At 66.4% G+C, this 19,604-nt stretch carries 14 protein-coding genes and 1 riboswitch; of the genes, 2 read left to right on the forward strand and 12 right to left on the reverse strand.

Annotated elements, in window-relative coordinates; all coding sequences use genetic code 11:
- Positions 1-32 precede the first annotated feature (32 nt).
- The 6 genes from AC3IPM_RS15775 to AC3IPM_RS15800 form a co-directional block, all read right to left on the reverse strand.
- A complete protein-coding gene (locus AC3IPM_RS15775) occupies positions 33-2,957 on the reverse strand; it encodes a TonB-dependent receptor (RefSeq protein WP_489301006.1) in 2,925 nt (974 codons plus the stop codon).
- A 169-nt stretch (positions 2,958-3,126) separates the two neighbouring features.
- Positions 3,127-4,113, reverse strand: a complete 987-nt coding sequence (locus tag AC3IPM_RS15780; protein ID WP_489301008.1) for a FecR family protein — start codon at positions 4,111-4,113, stop codon at positions 3,127-3,129.
- A 109-nt stretch (positions 4,114-4,222) separates the two neighbouring features.
- Entirely contained in the window at positions 4,223-4,723 is a 501-nt protein-coding gene (locus AC3IPM_RS15785) for an RNA polymerase sigma factor (protein ID WP_489301010.1), read from the reverse strand.
- Between the two features lie 118 nt (positions 4,724-4,841).
- A complete protein-coding gene (locus AC3IPM_RS15790; RefSeq protein WP_489301012.1) occupies positions 4,842-5,504 on the reverse strand; it encodes an NHL repeat-containing protein in 663 nt (220 codons plus the stop codon).
- A 46-nt stretch (positions 5,505-5,550) separates the two neighbouring features.
- Positions 5,551-6,771 carry a helix-turn-helix domain-containing protein gene (locus AC3IPM_RS15795; RefSeq protein WP_489301014.1) on the reverse strand — a complete coding sequence of 407 codons (1,221 nt, stop codon included), beginning with the start codon at positions 6,769-6,771 and terminating at the stop codon, positions 5,551-5,553.
- Between the two features lie 52 nt (positions 6,772-6,823).
- Positions 6,824-7,744 carry a hypothetical protein gene (locus AC3IPM_RS15800; protein ID WP_489301016.1) on the reverse strand — a complete coding sequence of 307 codons (921 nt, stop codon included), beginning with the start codon at positions 7,742-7,744 and terminating at the stop codon, positions 6,824-6,826.
- A gap of 182 nt (positions 7,745-7,926) precedes the next feature.
- Between AC3IPM_RS15800 and ppa the strand changes: the two genes are divergently transcribed.
- Both ppa and AC3IPM_RS15810 read left to right on the forward strand, forming a co-directional pair.
- Entirely contained in the window at positions 7,927-8,463 is a 537-nt protein-coding gene (gene ppa / locus AC3IPM_RS15805) for an inorganic diphosphatase (RefSeq protein WP_038686419.1), read from the forward strand.
- A gap of 151 nt (positions 8,464-8,614) precedes the next feature.
- Complete coding sequence (locus AC3IPM_RS15810; RefSeq protein WP_489301018.1) at positions 8,615-9,736, forward strand: HDOD domain-containing protein; 1,122 nt, start codon at positions 8,615-8,617, stop codon at positions 9,734-9,736.
- Between the two features lie 60 nt (positions 9,737-9,796).
- On the opposite strand, the gene AC3IPM_RS15815 is transcribed toward AC3IPM_RS15810, so the two are convergent.
- The 6 genes from AC3IPM_RS15815 to thiC all read right to left on the reverse strand — a co-directional run bounded on the left by AC3IPM_RS15815 (position 9,797) and on the right by thiC (position 19,329).
- Positions 9,797-10,000, reverse strand: a complete 204-nt coding sequence (locus tag AC3IPM_RS15815) for a hypothetical protein (protein WP_489301020.1) — start codon at positions 9,998-10,000, stop codon at positions 9,797-9,799.
- Between the two features lie 162 nt (positions 10,001-10,162).
- The gene (locus AC3IPM_RS15820) at positions 10,163-13,051 is read right to left on the reverse strand and encodes a TonB-dependent receptor (RefSeq protein ID WP_489301022.1); all 2,889 of its coding nucleotides are present in this window, start codon (positions 13,049-13,051) and stop codon (positions 10,163-10,165) included.
- Between the two features lie 68 nt (positions 13,052-13,119).
- Positions 13,120-14,001, reverse strand: a complete 882-nt coding sequence (locus tag AC3IPM_RS15825) for an AraC family transcriptional regulator (RefSeq protein WP_489301024.1) — start codon at positions 13,999-14,001, stop codon at positions 13,120-13,122.
- A gap of 124 nt (positions 14,002-14,125) precedes the next feature.
- A complete protein-coding gene (locus AC3IPM_RS15830; protein WP_489301026.1) occupies positions 14,126-16,426 on the reverse strand; it encodes a winged helix-turn-helix domain-containing protein in 2,301 nt (766 codons plus the stop codon).
- Positions 16,427-16,677: 251 nt separating this feature from the next.
- Positions 16,678-17,355 carry an ion channel gene (locus AC3IPM_RS15835; protein WP_489301028.1) on the reverse strand — a complete coding sequence of 226 codons (678 nt, stop codon included), beginning with the start codon at positions 17,353-17,355 and terminating at the stop codon, positions 16,678-16,680.
- 96 nt (positions 17,356-17,451) lie between these two features.
- Entirely contained in the window at positions 17,452-19,329 is a 1,878-nt protein-coding gene (thiC, locus tag AC3IPM_RS15840) for a phosphomethylpyrimidine synthase ThiC (protein ID WP_489301030.1), read from the reverse strand.
- A gap of 94 nt (positions 19,330-19,423) precedes the next feature.
- Positions 19,424-19,524: riboswitch (TPP riboswitch) on the reverse strand.
- Between the last annotated feature and the right edge of the window lie 80 nt (positions 19,525-19,604).

Below are 19,604 nucleotides of genomic sequence, written 5' to 3' on the forward strand. Positions count from 1 at the left end.
CCCGGTTTACACCGGGCCGTCTGCGTTCACGCTCAGTAGCGGTAGGTCAGCGCCAACCGCATGATCCGACCCGGGGCCGGCATCACGCCCAGCGCCAGCGGATCCAGGTAGTAGCGGTCGGTGAGGTTATCCACGTTGACGTCCACCGAGAACTGCGGGCTGGCCTGCCAGCTGGCAAACAGATCCACCACCGTCGCCGGGCGGTACAACTGCTGGATCGCCGACAGGCCGACATTCCATTCCTTGTCCAGCTTGCTGATCGGGCCCGCGTTGTGGGTCACCCGCGAGCCGAAGCTCAGGCGCTCATCGAACAGGCGTGCGCCCGCGGTCAGGTTGACCGTGTAGCGCGGCGGGTTCTGCGTGTTGCTGTAGGACCCCTCGAAACCACCGTCGACGCAGTCCGGCGTGTTCTTCAGCTCCTCGATCTTGCGCTGCACACCGTAGGCACGACGTTCGGCGGCGATGTCCGGAGCGCAGGTCTTGGCTTCGAAGTAGTAGTGCGCCGACAGATCGGCGAACACCTTGCCGGCGTCATAGCTGGACTGGAACTCCAGGCCCGACACCTTGAAGCGGTCGATGTTGCGGATGTAACCGGCCGACAGCGTGCGGTAGTCGCGGGTGATCAGGTCATCGATGCGGGTATTGAAGTAGGCCAGCTTGAAGGCGGCGTGGTCACCGTCGGTGAACAGGCCCTGCTTGACCGTGCTTGCGCCGATTTCCCAGGTACCGGCACGCTCGGGCTTGAGCTCGCCACCGATCGGCTTGGCCGCGGTGAACAGGCCCAGCGTGCTTTCAAACAGACTCGGCAGCTTCACGCCTTCGGCGTACTTCACATACACCATGCTGTCGTCGTTGAAGTGGTAGGTGACGCTGGCGGTCGGCATGAACGCGTTGTCGGTGCGGCGGATCGGCTGCGACCAGGTCCAGCTGGTCGGCACGCTCAGATCCTGGGCCTTGGTGATGTCGTGGAAGTTCCAGCCGGTGATGTCGGCCACCGTGCCCTTCTTGTACGGCGAGGCCAGCAATGAGGCTTCGGTGAACTGGCCGTTCGCATCCGGGTACCAGTTGAGCATGGCGATGCGCTTGGCCCGGTACGCCGGCAGCTTGGGGTCACCGTTGAGCAGCTGGGTGTAGCGGTACTGGCCGATCACTTCCTCGCCATCCGGGGTCGCCAGCTGGTTGCGGTCGTGCACGCTGACGCGGTTGAAGCGCCCGCCCAGCAGCACTTCCCAATGTTCGTCGGGCTGCCATTTCACCGACGCCACCGCGCTGTACTCCTTGCGCTCGGCATTGCGCAGGAAGCGGTTGTTGATCAGGTCATCGTGCTTGATCGGTGCGTTTTTGCCCGGGCCCACATCCTCATCGCTGAAGGACAGGCCGTAGTCGAAGGTGAACAGCCCGGCGCTGTCGGTGTTCAGCACGGTGGTATTGGACACGTCCATGCCGAAGCGCTGCTGCTTCATGTCGTTGCGGTAGGCGTCTTTGTAACCGGGATCGGTGTTGAAGGTCGGGCCGTCGTACCACTCGGTGCGGCGATCGAAGTACCACGGGGTGATGCCGGTCAGCCCGTTGTACATCAGGCTCTTGGCATCGGCGTACCAGAGGTTGGCCTTCAGATCGACCACGTCGTTGCCGGGGTTGAAGCGGTAGCGCAGGTTGTAGGCATCCATGTCGACGCTGCCCGGTTCCCATTGCGGCACGCGGTCGCGATCCACGCGGATGATCTGCGAGGCCATGATTTCGCCCTGGCGGCCACTGTAACGGCGGTAGCCGGCCTCCACGGTCTGGTTGTCGTCGATCCGCCAGGTGCCCTTCAACAGCACCGAGTTGGACTTGGACGAGGTGTTGAACACTTCGGTGTTCGGCGGGTTCAACGGCGCCAGGGTGCGGCGGGTCTGCGGGAAATCGTCGTAGCCGTGCTTGCCCGAATAGTAATTGCCGGTGTCGCGCCAGGCGTAGGCGGCGACCAGGTCGAAGCGATCCCAGTGCTTGGCCGCGGCGACGTTGAAGAACTGCCCACCGAGGCTGTTGCGGTTGGTGCCGGGGGCATCGCCATAAGCCGGCAGATCGCGCGCGCTGCCGTTGGACAGGCCACTGCGCACGCGCAGGCCGCTGTCCTGGCCCTCGCGCAGCACGTCACCGACCTTCAGCGTTTCCATCTCGACCACGCCACCGATGCCACCGGACGCATTCGCGCCGAGGCTGGGACCCTTGGTGATGGTCATGCTGGAGATCAGGTCCGGGTCCAGGTAGGTGCGCTGGGACTGACCGGCATAGCCACGGTAGGTATCCATGGTGGACTGGCCGCCGTCGATGATCACCGGGATGCGGCTCTGGCCCTGGATGCCGCGGATGTTGAGGTCCAGCGCATTGGCGGTCCGCGGATCGCCAGCGGTGACGCCGACCACGCCCTTGACGATGTCGGCGGTGGAGGTCCCGCGGAAGCGCTCGATGGTGGCGCGCGGCACGTACACGCTGGAACCGCTGTTGCGATACTGCGCCAGCGCGCGCTCGGCATCACCCCCGCCATCCACCTGGTCACCGGCCACGCGCAGCGCATCGGTCACGATCACCCCGTCCTGGCGTGCAGCGCTCGCGGCGCGCTCCAGGGTCACCGCATCCGGGCCCACCACGCGCATCGACAAGCCACTGCCCTGCAGCAGGCGTGCCAGTGCCGCCTGCGCGTCCAGATCACCGCCAACGGCGGTGGAGGTCACCCCGTTGGCGAGCGCGGCCGGATAGGCCACCTGCACGCCGGACTGGCGCATGTAGGTGCGCAGTGCTTCGGCCAGCGGCTGCGCCGGAATCTCGAAGCGATGGCTGCTGGCCATGCCGGTGGCGGCAGCGGACTGGGCCAGCGCCGGCAACGATGTTGCGGTGGCCAGGCCGGCGGCCAGCAGGGCAATGCAAAGGCGGGACGGACGCGGAAGCGTGCCCGTGCGGGAGATGAGTCGCATGTTGGAACCTGTCGGAAAGGCGATGCCGCCGGGGCGGTTTTCCCCACACACAACGGTGCGGGCACGGCGAAGTACGTGGCGGCGGCGGGTACGTTCGGGGGTAAGACGTTTGCAATGGCCGCTCCCCCAAGGCCAATGCGACGCAGACGCGTTGGTGTTGCAGCCGGCGTCAGCCGGCCGGTGCGATACGGACGATCGCCACGCCCATCGGCAGGCGGGTCACGCTGAGCCCGGCGGTCCCGGCCAGTGCATCCAGCGCCTGCTCGGGACGGTCGATGCGGAAAGCCGCATTGACCACCGGCAACCGCGACAGATCGCCGCGAACGAAGGTTGGGCCCGGCCGATAGCGGGCGATGCGCTGCACCGCTTCGTTGACCTCTACCGCATCGAGCAGCAGTTCGCCCTGGCGCCACGCCGCGATCCGGTCCGGCGCCACGTCGGCCAACCGGCTGACCCGGCCGCCAGCCGTGAACCCGGCGCGCTGGCCGGCCTGCAGGTAGGTCCAGCCGGCGCCGTCGGCGGCGGCCACGCGGACCTGGCCCTGCTCGACCATGGCTTCAACACCGCTGTCGTCGCTGGCAACGGCGAACGCGGTGGAAATGTCCTCGACCTGGCCGCCCTGCGCGCCCACCACGAAGGCACGCGGCTGCCCGGGTGCCACTTGGAACCAGGCCCGCCCCCGCAGCAGATCGATGTGCCGCACGTGGTCGTCATAGCGGATCGCAATCGCCGAATCGGCATCCAGCACTGCCCGGCTGCCATCGGGCAGCGCCACGGTCTGGATCGCATGCCCGCTGCGGTGGTCGGCCTGCACCCGCAACCACGCCTCCGGGGCCACCCAGGCCAGCGCCAGCAGCGCGGCCGTGGCCAACGCCACGCGCCGATAGCGATGCGCCCGACGCGGCGGCTGCGCGGCCGGCGTCGGGCGCGGGCCGAGGCTGCGCCACAGCGTGCGCTCGTACTCGAAGGCACGGCGATGCCCCGGCAGCGCCAACCACTGCTCGAACTGCCGCATACGCGCGGCCTCCGCCGTTCCCGAGGCCAGCCAGGCCAGCCAGTCACGGGCCTGGGCGGCAGCGGCGGCATCCACAGGCAGGTGCGCCGACGGTGCGGCGGCAGGGGAAGTGGAATCGTGGCGGGGCGGCTGCGGGCTCATGGCTGGCGGTAGTAGGCGCAGGCATGCGCGGGCGAAAGGGATGTGCCGGAACGGCCACAGTATGAGCAAGACGAACGGGGCGCGCGTTTCCCCAAGCCGCAATGCGGCATCAGCGCCCGTTACGCGCCCAGGACAGGCGCTGCAAGGCGCTGCGCATGTGGTTTTCCACCGTGGTCACCGAGACCTTCAGGCGCTTGGCCACGTCGGCCTGGGTCAGGCCCTGCAGGCGGTTGAGACGGAAGATGGTGCGGGTCGGTTCGGGCAGGTGCTCGGCGGCGGCAAGCACACGCTGCAGCTCGTCCTGGGCCATGACCTGTTCTTCGGTGGACAGCACCTCGTCCGGGCCCCACAGGTAATGTTCGGCCAGCAATCGGTTGCGACGGGTACTTTCGCGGCCGTGATCGGTGGCCAGGTTGGTGGCCAACCGGTACAGATAGGCGCGCGGGTTGTCGATCGTCTGCCCGTTGTCGACCCCGCGCGCCTTGAACCAGGTGGCCTGGATCACGTCCTCGGCGCCGCCATCGGTGCCCACGATGCGCTGGACCAGGCGCAGCAGCGCCGGGCGTTCGCGGATCAGCAGTTCGGTCAGGGTGGAGGCGTTGGAGGACATGCAGGGGACGCGCGGAGCGCGCAGGCGGGCCGGGGCGGAAGGCGCGCCATCCTACTCCGCAAATGAGAATGAGTCACGTTTCAAGCCGCTGCCCCGCCCGCCGGGTGCGTTGCCCTGTTCAGCGCGGGCGCTTTACCGCGCAGACCTTGCCGTGGCCGGCGCCGCAATAGAACAGCGCACCGCCATCGGCTTCCAGCCCGCTGACGCTGCGCCCGGCCGGCATCTGCAGCCGGGTCAGCACTACGCCGGTGTCCGGGTCGATACGGCGGATGTCACTGCGCCCGTCTTCATCGGTGCCATGCCAGAGCTCGCCATCCACCCAGGTCACGCCGGTGACAAAGCGGTCCGACGCGATGGTGCGCAGGATCGCGCCGGTGGCCGGGTCGATCTGACGGATACGGCGTTGGCGATACTGGCCCACCCACAGGCTGCCTTCTGCCCAGGCCATGCCCGAGTCGGTGCCCGCCCCCGGCGCCGGGATCGTGGCCAGTACCTGACCGGTGTGCGGGTCAATCTTGTCGATGCGCGCCTCGGCGATCTGGTACAGGTGGGTGCCATCGAAGGCGGTGCCCGCATCGCAGGCCACGGCCAGCGTGCGCACCGCCTCGCCACTGTGCGGGTCGAACGCCACCAGGGTCGGGCCCGTGGCCGCCCACACATGGTGCCCGTCGTAGCTGACGCCGTTGACGCAGTCCGAACCGTCGAACGGGCCGTACTCGCGGACCACCTCGGCAGGCTGCACGTGCGCCGCCGCGGAAAGGCTGGAGGTTTCAGTGTTCATCGTTGCAGTCTCCTGGCACATCGGGATGCGGTGCCTGCCGAGGACACTAGCCAATCGGCAGCGCGGCAGGGAGTAACAAGATCGTCGTGAATCCCGCCAGCGGCACGGCCCGCCAGCGTTGCGCGCGGCCACGGCCGCTGGCGCTGACCCGCCCCTCTTCCTCCAGCAGGGCCAGTGCGCGTTGGACGCTGCGCTGACTGGTCCCCAACGCCAGTGCCAGCGCCGAGGTGGACCAGGCTGCGCCATCATCGAGCAGAGCCGCCAGCGCCGCCTGCTCGCCTTCGATCGGCGGTACCAGCACGGCGACGGTGTGCGCCGCGCGGGGTTGCAGCCGGAATCCCTCCGGGGTTGCTTCAATCCGTGCCAGTGCGCCAAGGAGCGCACGCAGACGACCGATCTCCACCCGCAACCGCGCGCGCAGCGTGTCATCGCCGTGATTGATGCCAAAGACACGCACGATCAACGCATCGCGCTCCACCCCACCCGGCCACGCCTCGGCCAGTGCCCGGGCGAGCGCGAACAGCACCGGACGCCGGGCCAGCGATTGCCACTGCGTGCCCACACGCACCCCGCGCCGGCAGGCATCCACGATCAACGCACCCGAGGCAAGCAACGCAGGAATCTCATCGATGCGCAGCACCCGTTCCGCGCCGGTTTCGATGTAGCGCGCCGCGGGCCGGTCCAGCCCGGCCAACGCGTCATCCACTTCGTTGCACAAGGCGGCGATGCCCGCGCGCGCGGCGGCCAGCTGGGCGCGGCCCAGCGCGAGGCGGGCGTCGGCCACCTGCAGCGAGCGCAGCGCCAACGCGGCCGCGGTCAGCTCGGCCATCGCCACCAGTGATGGCGGCATGGGCCGTCCGGCCAGCCGGGCCAGGCTGCGGTCGGCCTCCTGCAGGCGCCCCAGCAACAGCTGCCGTCGCGCCACGATCAACCAGGCCTGCAGGGCGTTGGCCGTGTCGCCATACGTTTCCAGCACGGCGGCAGTGGTCGACAACGGTTGCACGGAGCCGCCCACGTCGCGCAGCGCCAGCGCCACTTCGGCCTCGGCCACGGCGCAACGCGCGCGTGCCAGCCCTTCATGGGCACCGAACTGGCGGCGCGCGCGCCGCAGCAGGTCGCGCGCAGTGGCCAGCTCTCCGAGCTGGGCCATGGCGATGCCGCGCAGGGCGAGTGCCGGTGGATCATCACGCAGCGCCACGGCCTTCAGCGCCGCCAGCACATCACCGGTAGCAAGGGCCCGCGCGGCAGCGGTGATCAGGGAGTCCATCGGCACAGGCTACCTGCCCCGCGCCGCGCCCGCACTGGGCCTGCCGGGCCACTCACAGGCAGGCGGTGAGCCCTTCGTACACCGTGGATGAACTCCCCGGCAGCGGGATATCGATCGCGTCCCTGCCCTGCAGGGTATCCAGCAGCAGGGTCAGCGGCGTGTGCGGCGCCAACGGCAGACGGCATGTCCAGTCGGCGCTGTCCACCTGTATCGCGCCACTGGCGGTGTCCACCCACGCGTTGCTGCCGGCGAAGGTCCAGGCGCACGCCTGCAGCAGGCCACGATGGGCATCGACCGAGCAGCGCAGCCGCAGCGCCTGCAGGTTGTAGTACTCGCCTTCGCAGAAGGTGTCGCCGCAGATGTTGTCGAATCCGAGCGTCAAGTCCCGTTCCAGCAGGGTGAAGCGCGGCTGGCCCTGGCCGGGGCCCGGGAAGTCACGTGCATCGACGTATCGACCGGCGGCCGCGCGCGCAGGCCTATCGGACGCACCCTGCTGCAGGCAGCGACCGACAGCTGCGCCGACGGAGACCGATGCAGCGGGAAGGGTCACGCCCAGCGCGTCCGGCCCGGCCAGGGCGGCGTGGAAGGTCTCCACCGGCACGCCTGCACCTAGCGGCAGCGGACATTCCCAGCGCCGGTTGTCGGCGATCAGCCCGCCCTGCTCCGGGTCCACGTCCAGATTGCCGGCGATGAAGATCCAGGTGCAGGCCTGCACGCTGGCGCTGGCCTCCCGCACCGAGCAGCGCAGCTGCAGCGCGCGCAGGTTGCTGTATTCACCTTCACACAGGGTGTCGGCGCAGGCCGCATCGAAGCGGTTGGCCAGGTGGGCCTCCAAGGCATAAAAGCGATCCCAGTTGGCCTCGCTGCGCGGGAAATCCACCAGATCGGTGAAGGGCTGTGCACTTGCCACAGGGCTGGAAGCCAACGACAGCAGGACCAGCAGGCAACGCAGCGGGAATGGGATCAGGCGCATGGGTGGGCTCCAGGGCAGGTACTCCAGCTTCGGCGCCGGCCCGGCCCAGGCCCATCCGGCAACCGCGCGTATACGGGTCAGGCAACCCGGAAACGGCGTGTCAGCCCGATGCCGCTGCACGCAGGCGGGCAAAGGCATAAAATGGGGGGCTATCCGCCTACATCCCCCTCTCGGAGTACACCATGGGTCTGGAACTCGTCTCGCCCGGCAAGAACCCGCCGGAAGAAATCAACGTCATCATCGAGATCCCGAAGGATTCCGAGCCGGTGAAGTACGAAGTGGACAAGGAAACCGGCGCGATCTTCGTCGACCGCATCCTGTCCACCCCGATGCGCTACCCCTGCAACTACGGCTACGTGCCGAGCACCCTGTGCGGCGATGGCGACCCGGCCGACGTGCTGGTGGTGCTGCCGCTGCCGCTGATTCCCGGCTCCGTGGTGCGTTGCCGCCCGGTCGGCGTGCTCAAGATGAGCGATGAAGCCGGCAGCGACGAGAAGATCCTGGCCGTGCCGATCTCCAAGGTGTTCAGCGGCTACGCGCACGTGGAAGACATCGAGCAGGTGTCCAGCCACTGGCTGGAGCGCATCGGCCACTTCTTCGAGCATTACAAGGATCTGGAAAAGGGCAAGTGGGTCAAGCTGGACGGTTGGGCCGGCGCCGCTGAAGCCAAGCAAATTCTGGTGGAAGCGCACCAGCGCTACCTCAGCAACAACGGCTGAGACTGAACCGCATCGCTCCGGCGCCCGTCGCCGGAGCGATGAACATCACGTTTTTTGAATGCGGCACATCACTATTTGTGCCGGATTGGGTACATTGCGTCTTCACACCGTCCACGGTGCGTTTCACCGTGGTCAGCCAGGGGACTGTGTCGTGCGTATTCTGCTTGTTGGGGACCAAGCCAGCCTGTCGGCTGAGCTGACCGATTTCATTGCCGATCTTGGGGAAGAGTGGCAACCGTTGACCGCAACCGATGGCCAGACGGCCATGAGCATCGTCGCTGCGGCGGCGGTGGATGCGGTGATTGTCTGCCCGACCCTGCCCGATCTCAATGCCACCACGTTGCTGGGGCAGATCCGTACGCTGCGTCCGGAAACCATCCGCATCGCGCTGGTCGACGCCGACCAGGGCAACCGCCCGCCACCGGCGCGCCTGATCGGGGTGGCCCATCGCTTCCTGCCGATGCCGCTGGCACCGGAAGTCCTGCTGGAAGCACTGACCAGCCTGGAAGAACTGCGCGAACTGCTCGACAGCGCGCGCCTGCGTAGCGCCATTGGCCGGATCGAGAAGCTGCCTTCGCCGCCGCATCTGTACCTGAGCCTGACCCAGGCACTGGAACACGACGACGACACCAACACCGCCGACGTCTCCAAGCTCGTCGCCGCCGATCCGGCGATTGCGGCCAAGGTGCTGCAGTTGTCCAACTCGGCGTTCTTCAACAGCGGCCGGATCATTTCCGACCTGCGCACCGCGGTGACCCGACTGGGCCTGTCGACCCTGCGCGACCTGGTGCTGGCCAGCGAAGTGTTCTCGGCGCCGCCGCTGTCGGGGGCCGAACGCAACTCACTGCAGCAGCGTGCGCTGCTGGCCTCGCGCCTGGCCGCCAAGCTGCTGCCGGAGTCGAGCGCTGAACTCGGTGCCACCGCCGCCCTGCTGGCCGATATCGGCCTGCTGCTGCCCGGCGTACGCAACGAGCGCGGCGAACCGGCCGCGGCCGATGATGACCGCCCGGGTCATGCCGAAGCCGGTGCCTACCTGCTGGGCCTGTGGGGCCTGCCGATGCCGATCATCGAGGCCGTGGCGTTCCACCTGGAACCGCAGAAATCCACGACACGCAGCTTCTGGGTAACCGGTGCGGTGCATGTGGCGCTGGCCTTGATCAATGGTGACCCGGTCGATGAGGAGTACCTGCAGCGTGCTGGCGTGCTCAATAAGCTGCCGCAGTGGCGTGACCATGCCAATGGCCTGATGGGGCTGGTGGCCACCGAAGCCTGAGCATTGCGCCCGGGGTTGCCACACAGAATGGCGCGCCGTGGGCGCGCCATTTTTGTTTCATCACTGCGGACAGGCATCCAGCACGCAATCGCGCCACACACGCTCGCAGTACCACTGAGCGCCCCCGTTGCTGATGCATTCCATACGGACCTGGTCGCAGTAGCGTCCGCCTGCGCAGACGATCAGGTCGGCTGACGCACTGCTGGCAAAGGCCAAGCTGGCCAGGAGTACGGCGGAGGTTTTCTGGGCGAGCGTCATCTTCATGTCGATCCCTCGTCGTCCGTCATTGGACGGCTGACGGTATCAAGCCATTTTCCACGGCGAACGTGAAGTTCATCACTGTTTGCGCGAAGTCAGAATTCCCTGACAAAAAGAGGGCGGACCTTGCGGCCCGCCCTCCTGGTGCTACTGCAGCGTTTCGATGGATCAGAAGCGCTGGGTGTACTTCATGTAGTAGTAGCGACCGATATCGAAGCCACCGTAGTACGAGAAGCTCGAGTTCGGCTGGCTGTACATCACCGGGCCTTCGTGGTTGAACACGTTGTTGGCACCCACCGAGATGGTGGCATCCCACGGCGTGTTGTAGCGGAACTGCACGTCGTGGAAGGTGTTCGAACCCACCTTGCGGGTCGGCTGGGCCAGGGTGTAGGCCGAGGTGAAGTCCGGCAGGTTGCACTCGGTGTCGTAGGAGCACGGCTCCTTCATGCTGGAGTAGTAACGCACGCCCCAGTTCACGCCGAAGTTGCCCAGGCTCCAGTCGACGTTGAGGTTGGAACGCACGCGGAAGTTGGCACCCCAATCGCCGGTGGCCCAGCCGGTGTGCTGCTCGACCGGCGTTTCTGCTTCGTTGTCACGCTTGTACTCGAGGTAATCGACGTAGGTGGTCTTCCAGTCGATGACGATCTTGCCGAAGGAGAACTCCGGCAGACGGTACTTGACGCCCAGGTCATAGCCCGCGGTTTCCTGGTAGCCGCCGTTGATCAGCGTACGGGTGACGTCGACCACCTGGTTGGCGGTGCGGCCTTCGGTACCACGGCTGAAACGCTCACACGCCGACTGCACGCCCAGCACGTAGCACTGGTTGAGGATGGAGGTGACCGACTCGGCAGCAATCACGTTGTCGATGCGGATCTTCCACCAGTCCAGGCTGACGTCCAGGCCCTGCACGAACTGCGGGCTGTAGACCAGGCCGGCGGTCCAGGTCTTGGAGGTTTCCGGCTTCAGCTCCGGGTTGGAACCCGACTCGAAGGCGCTGTAGGACTGGGTGCCCGGGCCGGTGGACTGTGCGCCACCGGAGGTGATCTGGTGGAAGTTCGCCGGCACGCCCGCGGCCTGGCAGGCAGCGGCAACCGAACCGTTACGCGCGGCCGAGCCGAAGCTGCTGTCGCACGGGTCGGTGTAGATGTCGAAGGTCTGCGAGGTGCCGCCGTACATGTTGGCGATATTCGGGGCGCGGAAGCCGGTCGAATAGGTCGCACGCACCAGCAGGTCGTCGATCGGCTTCCACTTCAGGCCGAACTTGCTGTTGATGGTGTCGCCGAAGGTGTTGTAGTCCGAGTAACGGCCGGCCATATCGAGCGACAGTTCCTTGGCGAAGGCCATGTCGGCCAGGATCGGCACGTTCATTTCGACATAGAACTCGTCGAGCTCGTAGCGGCCCTTGGTCGGCGCACCGGCCAGATCGGTACTCAGGCCCGACTGCAGCAGCGCATCCGGGTTGTACTCGCCGCTTTCTTCACGGTGCTCGTAGCCCGCCGCGATGGCCAGCTCACCGGCCGGCAGCGACATCAGCGAACCGCTGATGTTGGCGCTGTAGGCCTTGGTGGTGTTGGTGTAGGTGTCGTGGCTCGGCAGGAACAGGTAGGACTGCAGGGCCGGATCGGCCAGCGAACCCTGGCCAGCGGTGCCGTAAGGCAGCAGCGGGTTCCACGGGGTGCAACCGGCGATCACGTTGCCAGCGGTGCCGCAACGGGCAACGCCGCCGGCATCGACGAACGACGGGCCCACAGCATTCTGCACATTGGGGATGAACAGGTTGCCGGTGCCGGACTTGACGCCCTTGTTCTGGTTGTAGACGTAGCCCACGTCCCAGTCCCAGTACTTGTCGGCGAACTCGAACGAGCCTTCCAGGCCAGCGCTGAAGCGGAAGGTATCCTGCTCGGATTCGGTCTGGCGCGGCATCTCGGAGGTGCGACGGATGAAGTCCGCATCCTTGCCCAGCGGGTTGTAGATGCTGTTGGCCGAGAGCTTGGTGCCATAGACTTCCGACTGGTACGGATAGCCGGCGATCTGCTGGGTTGCGCTGCGCTTGGTGTACAGCACGTTCGCGGTGGCGCGGATGTTGTCGGTGAGGTCGTAGTCGCCATTGGCGAACACCGAACGACGCTGCAGCTTGTTCTGCAGCCACATTTCCTGGCTGGCGTTGGTGTAGTCGCCGGTGCCGAATTCGCGGAAGTCGCCGATGGCATTGCCGGTGGCACCGGCAGCGCGGGTGTACCAGATGTCGTCGTCGGAATTCTTCGGGGTGCCCATGTCGTCGATCAGCACGCCCTGGTTGGACGCTGCCGACCAACCGTTGGCGCCGTTGGCATCCGGGGTCGGGTGGAACGGACCGTTCGGGTAACGGCTAAACGCACGGTCCCGTGCACGGACCTCGTCTTCCTTGCTGTACTCGGCACCGAAGGTGATCGAACCGCGCTCACCGGTCTGGCCGTAAACGAAGTTGTAGACTTCCTTCTGGCCGTCGCCCTGGCCGTACTGGCCGCCGTAGACGCTGGCTTCCAGACCGTTGAAGTTCTTGCGGGTGATGATGTTGATCACACCGGCGATGGCATCCGAACCGTAGATCGCCGAAGCGCCATCGGTCAGCACTTCGATGCGCTCGATGACCGAGGTCGGGATCGCAGCCAGATCGGTGTAGCCGCCGGTGCTCACGCCCATGCGCTTGCCGTCGAGCAGCACCAGGGTGCGCTCCGGGCCAAGGTTGCGCAGATCGACGTACTGACCACCCACTTCTTCACCGGACGAGAGCGCATCGGCGCGGCTGACCGCCGGCGAACCGGTGGCTGCCAGGTTCTGCACGATGTCGGCGACGCTGGTGAAGCCCTGCTTCTCGATGTCGGCGCGCTGCAGCGCGATCACCGGCTGCGCGGTTTCCATGCTGGCCTGACGGATGCGCGAACCGGTGACCGAGATGCGGTCAAGGTCGGTGGTGCCGCTGCTGGCTTCCTGCGCGGACGCGAAGGTCGGCGACAACGCAAGCGCAATGCCGGCGGGCAGAAGGCCCAGCCGAACTGCGGGTGAACGAAATTTCATGTTTCTCTCCGAGGTACGTTAGTGACGTGTTAAGACACCTCGGAAAGTTACGATTGCGTTGCAATGAATTATTTGCGTGAGACAACCGAAGACTTTGCCGACTCTGGCGAGAGATTCGCACCCGCCGCGCGATAGCGTGACGCAGACAACCCGAAGCGGGCACGGAACGCCCGTGCGAAGCTGCAGCAGTTGTCAAATCCGCTGGCCGCCGCGACTTCGCCCACCATCATGTCGGTATCGCGCAGCAGGTCCGCAGCGCGCTCAAGGCGCAGGCGCGCGGACAGCGACTGCGGGCTCTCCTGATACAGACTCTGGAAGGTCTTGGACAGGTACCAGCTGGAGAAGTTGGTCAGTTCAGCAAGTTCACCGATGCGCACCACGCGGTGGCTGTTGCCTTCCAGGTACAGGCGCGCACGCTGCATGCGGCCGAACACCTGGCGCTTGCGGCTGCGCGACCGGCCCGGACAGCGCTGCACGCCGCTGGCCATGCCCTGCTGCAACGCAGCCAGATGCAACAGCACCGGGCGCAGTGCCTGCGCGGGCTGGCCACTGGCCAGGGCATCGCGCCACAGCCGCAGCGCCACGCGCAGTTCGCCACGGGTCATCGTGCCGCGACCGGCGTACAGGCCGCAGTCGGCCAGGTCACTGAGTGCGCGCAGCGCATCCGGGGTCAGGCTCAGGCCGATGCACAGACCGTCGCGACCAGCCTGCACCATCGGGCGCGATTCCTTCTCGAAGGCGATCCACTCGCCCTGGCGCAGCCGGAACTTGCCCTCCTTCGATTCCACCCAGGCGCTACCGCGCAGCTGCATCCAGACCGTGAACGTGGTGCCGGTCGTCTGCAGGCTGCCCAGGCGGGCTACGCCAAGACACGCGGGCAGCGGACCGTCGTCGACGATCTTGTCCAGGGAGAGCGATTGGCCTCGATCGGCCAGGGAAAGCTGACGCATGACTGCACCGTGGGGTTTGCCGTTACGGGGCACCCGTTTTGCCAAATCAGGTCAACGCGGTCAGGAATTCCATCCGAGATTCATCCGAAATCGACACGACGTCGGCACGAAAGAATCACGAAGGCTATTTTTCCTTGAAGAACAGCAGGTTGGCGGCCGAGGAAAAGACCGGGGCGACCGGCGCCGGCAGGTTCATCACGCCGATGTCCGCGCCATCGGCCACGGCCAGCGCCAGGTACACCGCACTGCCATCGGGTTGCGCACTGAAGCCGTTACCGGCGCTCAGCCGATCACGGTCCAGGCAGTATTCGGTGCCGGCGTCCGGACTGTTGATGCGCGCGAACAGCGTGGCGCAATCAGCACGATTGGACAGGTAGTCCAGGCTGCCGTTACGAGCCACGGTCCAGGTCCGGTACCGCCAACGCGAGGGCCGGTCTTCGCTGACCTGCTGGATGCTGCCGGGGCTGAGCAGGGCATCGGCCGACCACAGGCCACCGGCCGAGAGCCGGGTAAACACCACGCGTTGGGCGGCGGCGTCGAAACGCGCCTGCGATACGCCTTCGATGCTGCCCAGCAGACGCCAGGGCGTGGCCCGCCGATCAAACAACGACAAGCGCATGCGCTCGTCCGGGTCGCGCTCGACCACCAGCACGTGATCGGCATCGCCGGCATACAGCGCCTGCAGCGGCTGCGCGACCGGGACCGGCAGCGCCACCACCTGCTCATCGCGCGGCGACACTTCATAGATCACCGGGCGCGCCTGTGCATCACGCCCGGATACGAGCAACGTGGTGCTGTCAGGCGACCAGTCGGCCGCTTGGCGGGTTTCCGGGCGCAGCCCTTCCACCGGGCGCAGTGAATCGGGGCGGGTCAGATCGGCCCACCACAGCCCGTAGTTGCCGGAGCGGTCCGAGGTGAACACCAGTTGGTGTCCATCCGGTGCGAGCATCGGCTGCCCATCGCGGCCATTGGAGGCGAACAGACGCTCGGGGCGTCCCGGATGCCCGTTCTCCACCGGCACCCGGAACAAGCCGAACTGCGCCTTGCGGTGCACGAAGGCCAGCATGTTGTTGTGCCGCGACAGCGCCGGTGATTGCGCATCGTCGATCCCGACATCGCGCAGCGTGCGCGTCTCGGTGTCCAGCTCATACAGCCGCGATTCGCTGTCCACGCGTCGGCCGAACACGATATGGCGGCTGTCGCTGCGCCAGGCCCAGCCGCGGATTTCGGCCGAATCGCCGGTCAACTGCTCGGGCACCCCGCCCTGGGCCGGCATCCGCCATAGATCGCCGATCTGCGGATTGCGCACGAACACGATCCAGCGGCCATCGGGCGAGAAACGCGGTGCGTAGTCAAAGCTGTCCTCGGCGATCTCGTAGTCCAGCGCCGTCCAGTGCCCACTGGCGAGATCCAGCACGCGGATGCCGCGGTGCGCGAAGCGCCCGGCCAATGAGCCGAATACCAGCCCGCGCCCATCCGGGGTCCAATCGAAACTGAGCAGTTCGGTGCCATCGCAACGGGTCAGGTGACGCAGGCCACCGCCCGTGGCATTGGCAACCAGCACCTCGCAGCTGTTGTCCACGCCGAACCTGGCAAAGGCGATCTCGCGGCCATTCGGCGACCAGTTCGGGAAGCGGTCGGAAAACCCGTCCGGCGTCTCGGTCAACAACCGCGCCGGCGCACTTCCGGAGGTCTGCACTTTGATGGTGCCGCCATCGGGGCGGCCGCTGTCGGCCTCGTAGGCCACCTGCGAGCCATCCGGCGACAGCGTGGGATAGGTTTCAAAGCCGGCGGTGGCGGTAATCAGGCGATACGGGCGCTGCGGGCTGCCGATGACCCGGCTGCCGTCTTCGAGCACACCATTGGGGGGTGCATCCGCGCGCGGTCGCTGCAGCAGCAACGCGGCCATCACCAGCAACGCCACCAGCATGCCCAGGCCGATCACCAGCAGGACATGGCGACGGATACGCCGCCAGCGGCTGCGCGGGGAACGCACTGGCGTGGCGATCACGTCATTCCCGGGCACCTCGGCCACTACCGCATCGAGATCCGCCGGATCGGCCAGCACCGGCTCCACCACGCTGACCGGCTGCAGCAGCCGATAGCCGGTCTTGGCGATGGTCTCGATATACGCCAGGCCGCCTTCGTCGTCGCCGGCAAAGGCCTTGCGCAGCTGGGTGACCGCCTGGGTCAGCACATCGTTGGTGGGCAGCGTATCGGGCCAGACCTCGGCGAACAGTTCATCGCGGGTCACCACCGCACCGGGGGTGCGCATCAGCACTTTCAGAACACCGAGTGCCTTGGGTGTCAGCCTGCGGACCCGACGCGCGCCATCCACGACCACCTCACGCGAAGACAGCGTCAGGGTGCAATCGCCGATTCGAATGACATCGGCCGCAGGCGTCTCACTTTCGATGCTGATCATTCCGGTGGTACGAGTGAATACTGAACAACAGGAACGCAGCATTCATCACGATCAAACGTTGATCGATCGAACCGCCAGATTCCGCACAAGGCATCAGCGCAAACCGCAAAAAAACTTTGGCGCGCGAATACTAGCCTATGCCGGTTAACCGCGCCTATGCGCGTGGACGACAACAGGCTCTCTCTCGCCGACGAATTCACATAAATCGCTTCACTATTCGCGTCTTCGGGCGCGAATTTTTTATCTGCGATTCAGTTTTGTGTCCGCTTGAGCATGGTCAGACCGACCAGCCGCGATACCACCAGGGCCACGTACATGACCCCTGAAAACTGCTCCAGCATAACCAGCGCACGGGCCTGCGGATGCACCGGCACCACGTCGCTCAGGCCGACCCCGGAAAGTAAACTGAAGCTCAGATAAAGCAGCTCCATCCACGTGCGTAATTCGGTCTCGCTGGTGGCCATGAAACTGCCGGGATACCACTGTTGGCAGACCGCGAATGCGAACGCGAACGCCCAGGCCAACAAGGTGAATGTCGCCCCGGCCGCGAACAGTTCGTCGCGGGTGACCTTGTGGTCCTGGAGCATGTAGGCGATCAGGCTGCCGGCGGTATAGAAGTACAGCAGGCATTCCAGCAGCTGCGCGGTGGTAACCAGCGCCGGCCGGCCGAGCAGCGCCCCGGCGATGGAGAACGCCACCGCCGGAACGGCCAGCAGCAGTGCCAGCCCTATCCCCAGCGGACTGCGCCGCACCACCCACAATGCCAACCCCAGCACGGCGATGCCGAACGCGCCGAACAACGCGCCGCTGGCACCGGCCTCGTCCATGGCCGGGTACAGCAACACGCCCAGCAGCTGTACGCCCAGCAACCAGGCAGAGGGATAGCGGCGGGCGATGGCCAGCCAACGGGTGGTGCGTGCGATTGCCATGCGGAGTCCCCTGCCCTGTCGCCGCCGAGCTTAGCCCGGACGCCGCGCAGGCCGGATGAGGATGCCGGGGCGGCACGCGCCACCCCGGCGCACGGCTCACTCCTGGCGATAGACCTCGGCGCCGAGCTCGCGGAACTGCGCCGACTTGTCGGCCATGCCCTCGCTGAGCGCGGCCTGGTCGCTCAGGCCATGTTCGGCGGCGTACTCGCGCACGTCCTGGGTGATCTTCATCGAGCAGAAGTGCGGGCCGCACATCGAACAGAAGTGGGCCAGCTTGTGCGCGTCCTTGGGCAGGGTCTCGTCGTGGAATTCCTTGGCCTTCTCCGGATCCAGCCCGAGGTGGAACTGGTCCTCCCAGCGGAACTCGAACCGCGCCTTGCTCAACGCGTTGTCGCGTACCTGCGCACCCGGATGGCCCTTGGCCAGGTCCGAGGCATGGGCGGCGATGCGGTAGGCCATGATGCCGTCGCGCACATCCTGGCGGTTGGGCAGGCCCAGGTGCTCCTTCGGGGTGACATAGCAGAGCATCGCGGTGCCGTACCAGCCGATCATCGCCGCGCCGATCGCACTGGTGATGTGGTCGTAGCCCGGCGCGATGTCGGTGGTCAGTGGCCCCAGCGTGTAGAACGGCGCTTCGCCGCACTCGCGCAGCTGCTTGTCCATGTTCTCCTTGATCAGCTGCATCGGCACGTGGCCGGGGCCTTCGATCATGGTCTGCACGTCGTGCTTCCAGGCGATTTTGGTCAGCTCGCCGAGGGTTTCCAGCTCACCGAACTGCGCCGCATCGTTGGCATCGGCGATGCAGCCCGGGCGCAGCCCATCGCCCAGCGAGAAGGTCACGTCGTAGGCCTTCATGATCTCGCAGATGTCTTCGAAATGCGTGTAGAGGAAGTTCTCCTTGTGGTGCGCCAGGCACCACTTGGCCAGGATGCTGCCGCCGCGCGAAACGATGCCGGTAACGCGCTTTGCGGTGAGCGGCACATAGCGCAACAGCACCCCGGCGTGGATGGTGAAGTAGTCCACGCCCTGCTCGGCCTGCTCGATCAGGGTGTCGCGGAAGATCTCCCAGGTGAGTTCTTCGGCGCGGCCATCGACCTTCTCCAACGCCTGATAGATCGGCACGGTACCGATGGCGACCGGCGAATTGCGGATGATCCACTCGCGGGTTTCATGGATGTGCTTGCCGGTGGACAGGTCCATCACCGTGTCGCCACCCCAGCGGATCGCCCACACCAGCTTTTCCACTTCCTCGGCGATGCCCGAGGACACCGCACTGTTGCCGATGTTGGCGTTGATCTTGGTCAGGAAGTTGCGGCCGATGATCATCGGCTCGCTTTCCGGATGGTTGATGTTGTTGGGCAGCACGGCACGGCCGCGTGCGATCTCGTCGCGCACGAACGCCGGCGTGATGATCTTCGGGATCGACGCACCGAAGGACTCGCCGGGATGCTGGGCCAGCAGCGCCGCATCGCGGATCGCCTCCAGGCGCTGGTTCTCGCGGATGGCCACGAACTCCATCTCCGGGGTGATGATGCCGCGGCGCGCGTAGTGCATCTGGGTGACATTGGCACCGGCCACCGCACGCCGCGGGGTGATCCGCGAGGGGAAGCGCACCGCATCCAGGCGGGCGTCGGTTTCGCGCGAGCGCCCGAAGCTCGAACTCAGGCCGTGCAGCAGTTCGGTATCACCGCGCTCGGCCACCCAGGCCGCGCGCAATGCCGGCAGGCCGACCGACAGATCGATCTGCACGTCGGGATCGGTGTACGGGCCGGAGGTGTCATACACGGTGACCGGGGCATTTTCTTCGCCACCGAACAGGGTGGGCGTGCGGGTCAGCACGATCTCGCGCATCGGCACCTGCAGGTCGCTGCGCGAGCCGGGTACATGGATCTTGCGCGATCCGGGAATCGGGCGGGTCACCGACTCGGAAAGTTGCTGGGCCTGTTGCTGCAGGGCGGAAGGCTGTGCGTTCATCGGGCATCGTCCAAAGAGGTCGGGGACGAAGCGGCGGCGCACGGCGGACGGAATGCGGGCGGTATCCGGGTGTGGTGGCCCGGTGGCGCAGTGCGTCTGCAGTTGCGAAGCTTCCTACGCCGGTATCAACCGGATCAGGTTCGAAGGGACTGTCTCAACCTTGGCCATGTGGCCGCGGTACCCCCGCTTCGGGGCGAATTAGAGCACAAAGGCCCGCACATTTCCGCCGCCGCGCACGCGATTGGCACCCGCATCGGCTTGGATGTGAACAAAGC

The organism is Stenotrophomonas sp. GL_111 (genome assembly GCF_057835245.1).

What these genes read in the sequence shown, in the direction of transcription:
- AC3IPM_RS15785 (WP_489301010.1), bottom strand. Translation starts at nt 4,723, where the DNA reads ATGTCCTCCAACGCCTCCACCCTGACCGAACTGCTGATCCGCGAACGC.
- AC3IPM_RS15790 (WP_489301012.1), bottom strand. Translation starts at nt 5,504, where the DNA reads ATGAACACTGAAACCTCCAGCCTTTCCGCGGCGGCGCACGTGCAGCCT.
- thiC (WP_489301030.1), bottom strand. Translation starts at nt 19,329, where the DNA reads ATGAACGCACAGCCTTCCGCCCTGCAGCAACAGGCCCAGCAACTTTCC.
- AC3IPM_RS15800 (WP_489301016.1), bottom strand. Translation starts at nt 7,744, where the DNA reads ATGCGCCTGATCCCATTCCCGCTGCGTTGCCTGCTGGTCCTGCTGTCG.
- AC3IPM_RS15820 (WP_489301022.1), bottom strand. Translation starts at nt 13,051, where the DNA reads ATGAAATTTCGTTCACCCGCAGTTCGGCTGGGCCTTCTGCCCGCCGGC.
- AC3IPM_RS15830 (WP_489301026.1), bottom strand. Translation starts at nt 16,426, where the DNA reads ATGATCAGCATCGAAAGTGAGACGCCTGCGGCCGATGTCATTCGAATC.
- AC3IPM_RS15795 (WP_489301014.1), bottom strand. Translation starts at nt 6,771, where the DNA reads ATGGACTCCCTGATCACCGCTGCCGCGCGGGCCCTTGCTACCGGTGAT.
- AC3IPM_RS15825 (WP_489301024.1), bottom strand. Translation starts at nt 14,001, where the DNA reads ATGCGTCAGCTTTCCCTGGCCGATCGAGGCCAATCGCTCTCCCTGGAC.
- AC3IPM_RS15835 (WP_489301028.1), bottom strand. Translation starts at nt 17,355, where the DNA reads ATGGCAATCGCACGCACCACCCGTTGGCTGGCCATCGCCCGCCGCTAT.
- AC3IPM_RS15780 (WP_489301008.1), bottom strand. Translation starts at nt 4,113, where the DNA reads ATGAGCCCGCAGCCGCCCCGCCACGATTCCACTTCCCCTGCCGCCGCA.
- AC3IPM_RS15775 (WP_489301006.1), bottom strand. Translation starts at nt 2,957, where the DNA reads ATGCGACTCATCTCCCGCACGGGCACGCTTCCGCGTCCGTCCCGCCTT.
- ppa (WP_038686419.1), top strand. Translation starts at nt 7,927, where the DNA reads ATGGGTCTGGAACTCGTCTCGCCCGGCAAGAACCCGCCGGAAGAAATC.
- AC3IPM_RS15815 (WP_489301020.1), bottom strand. Translation starts at nt 10,000, where the DNA reads ATGAAGATGACGCTCGCCCAGAAAACCTCCGCCGTACTCCTGGCCAGC.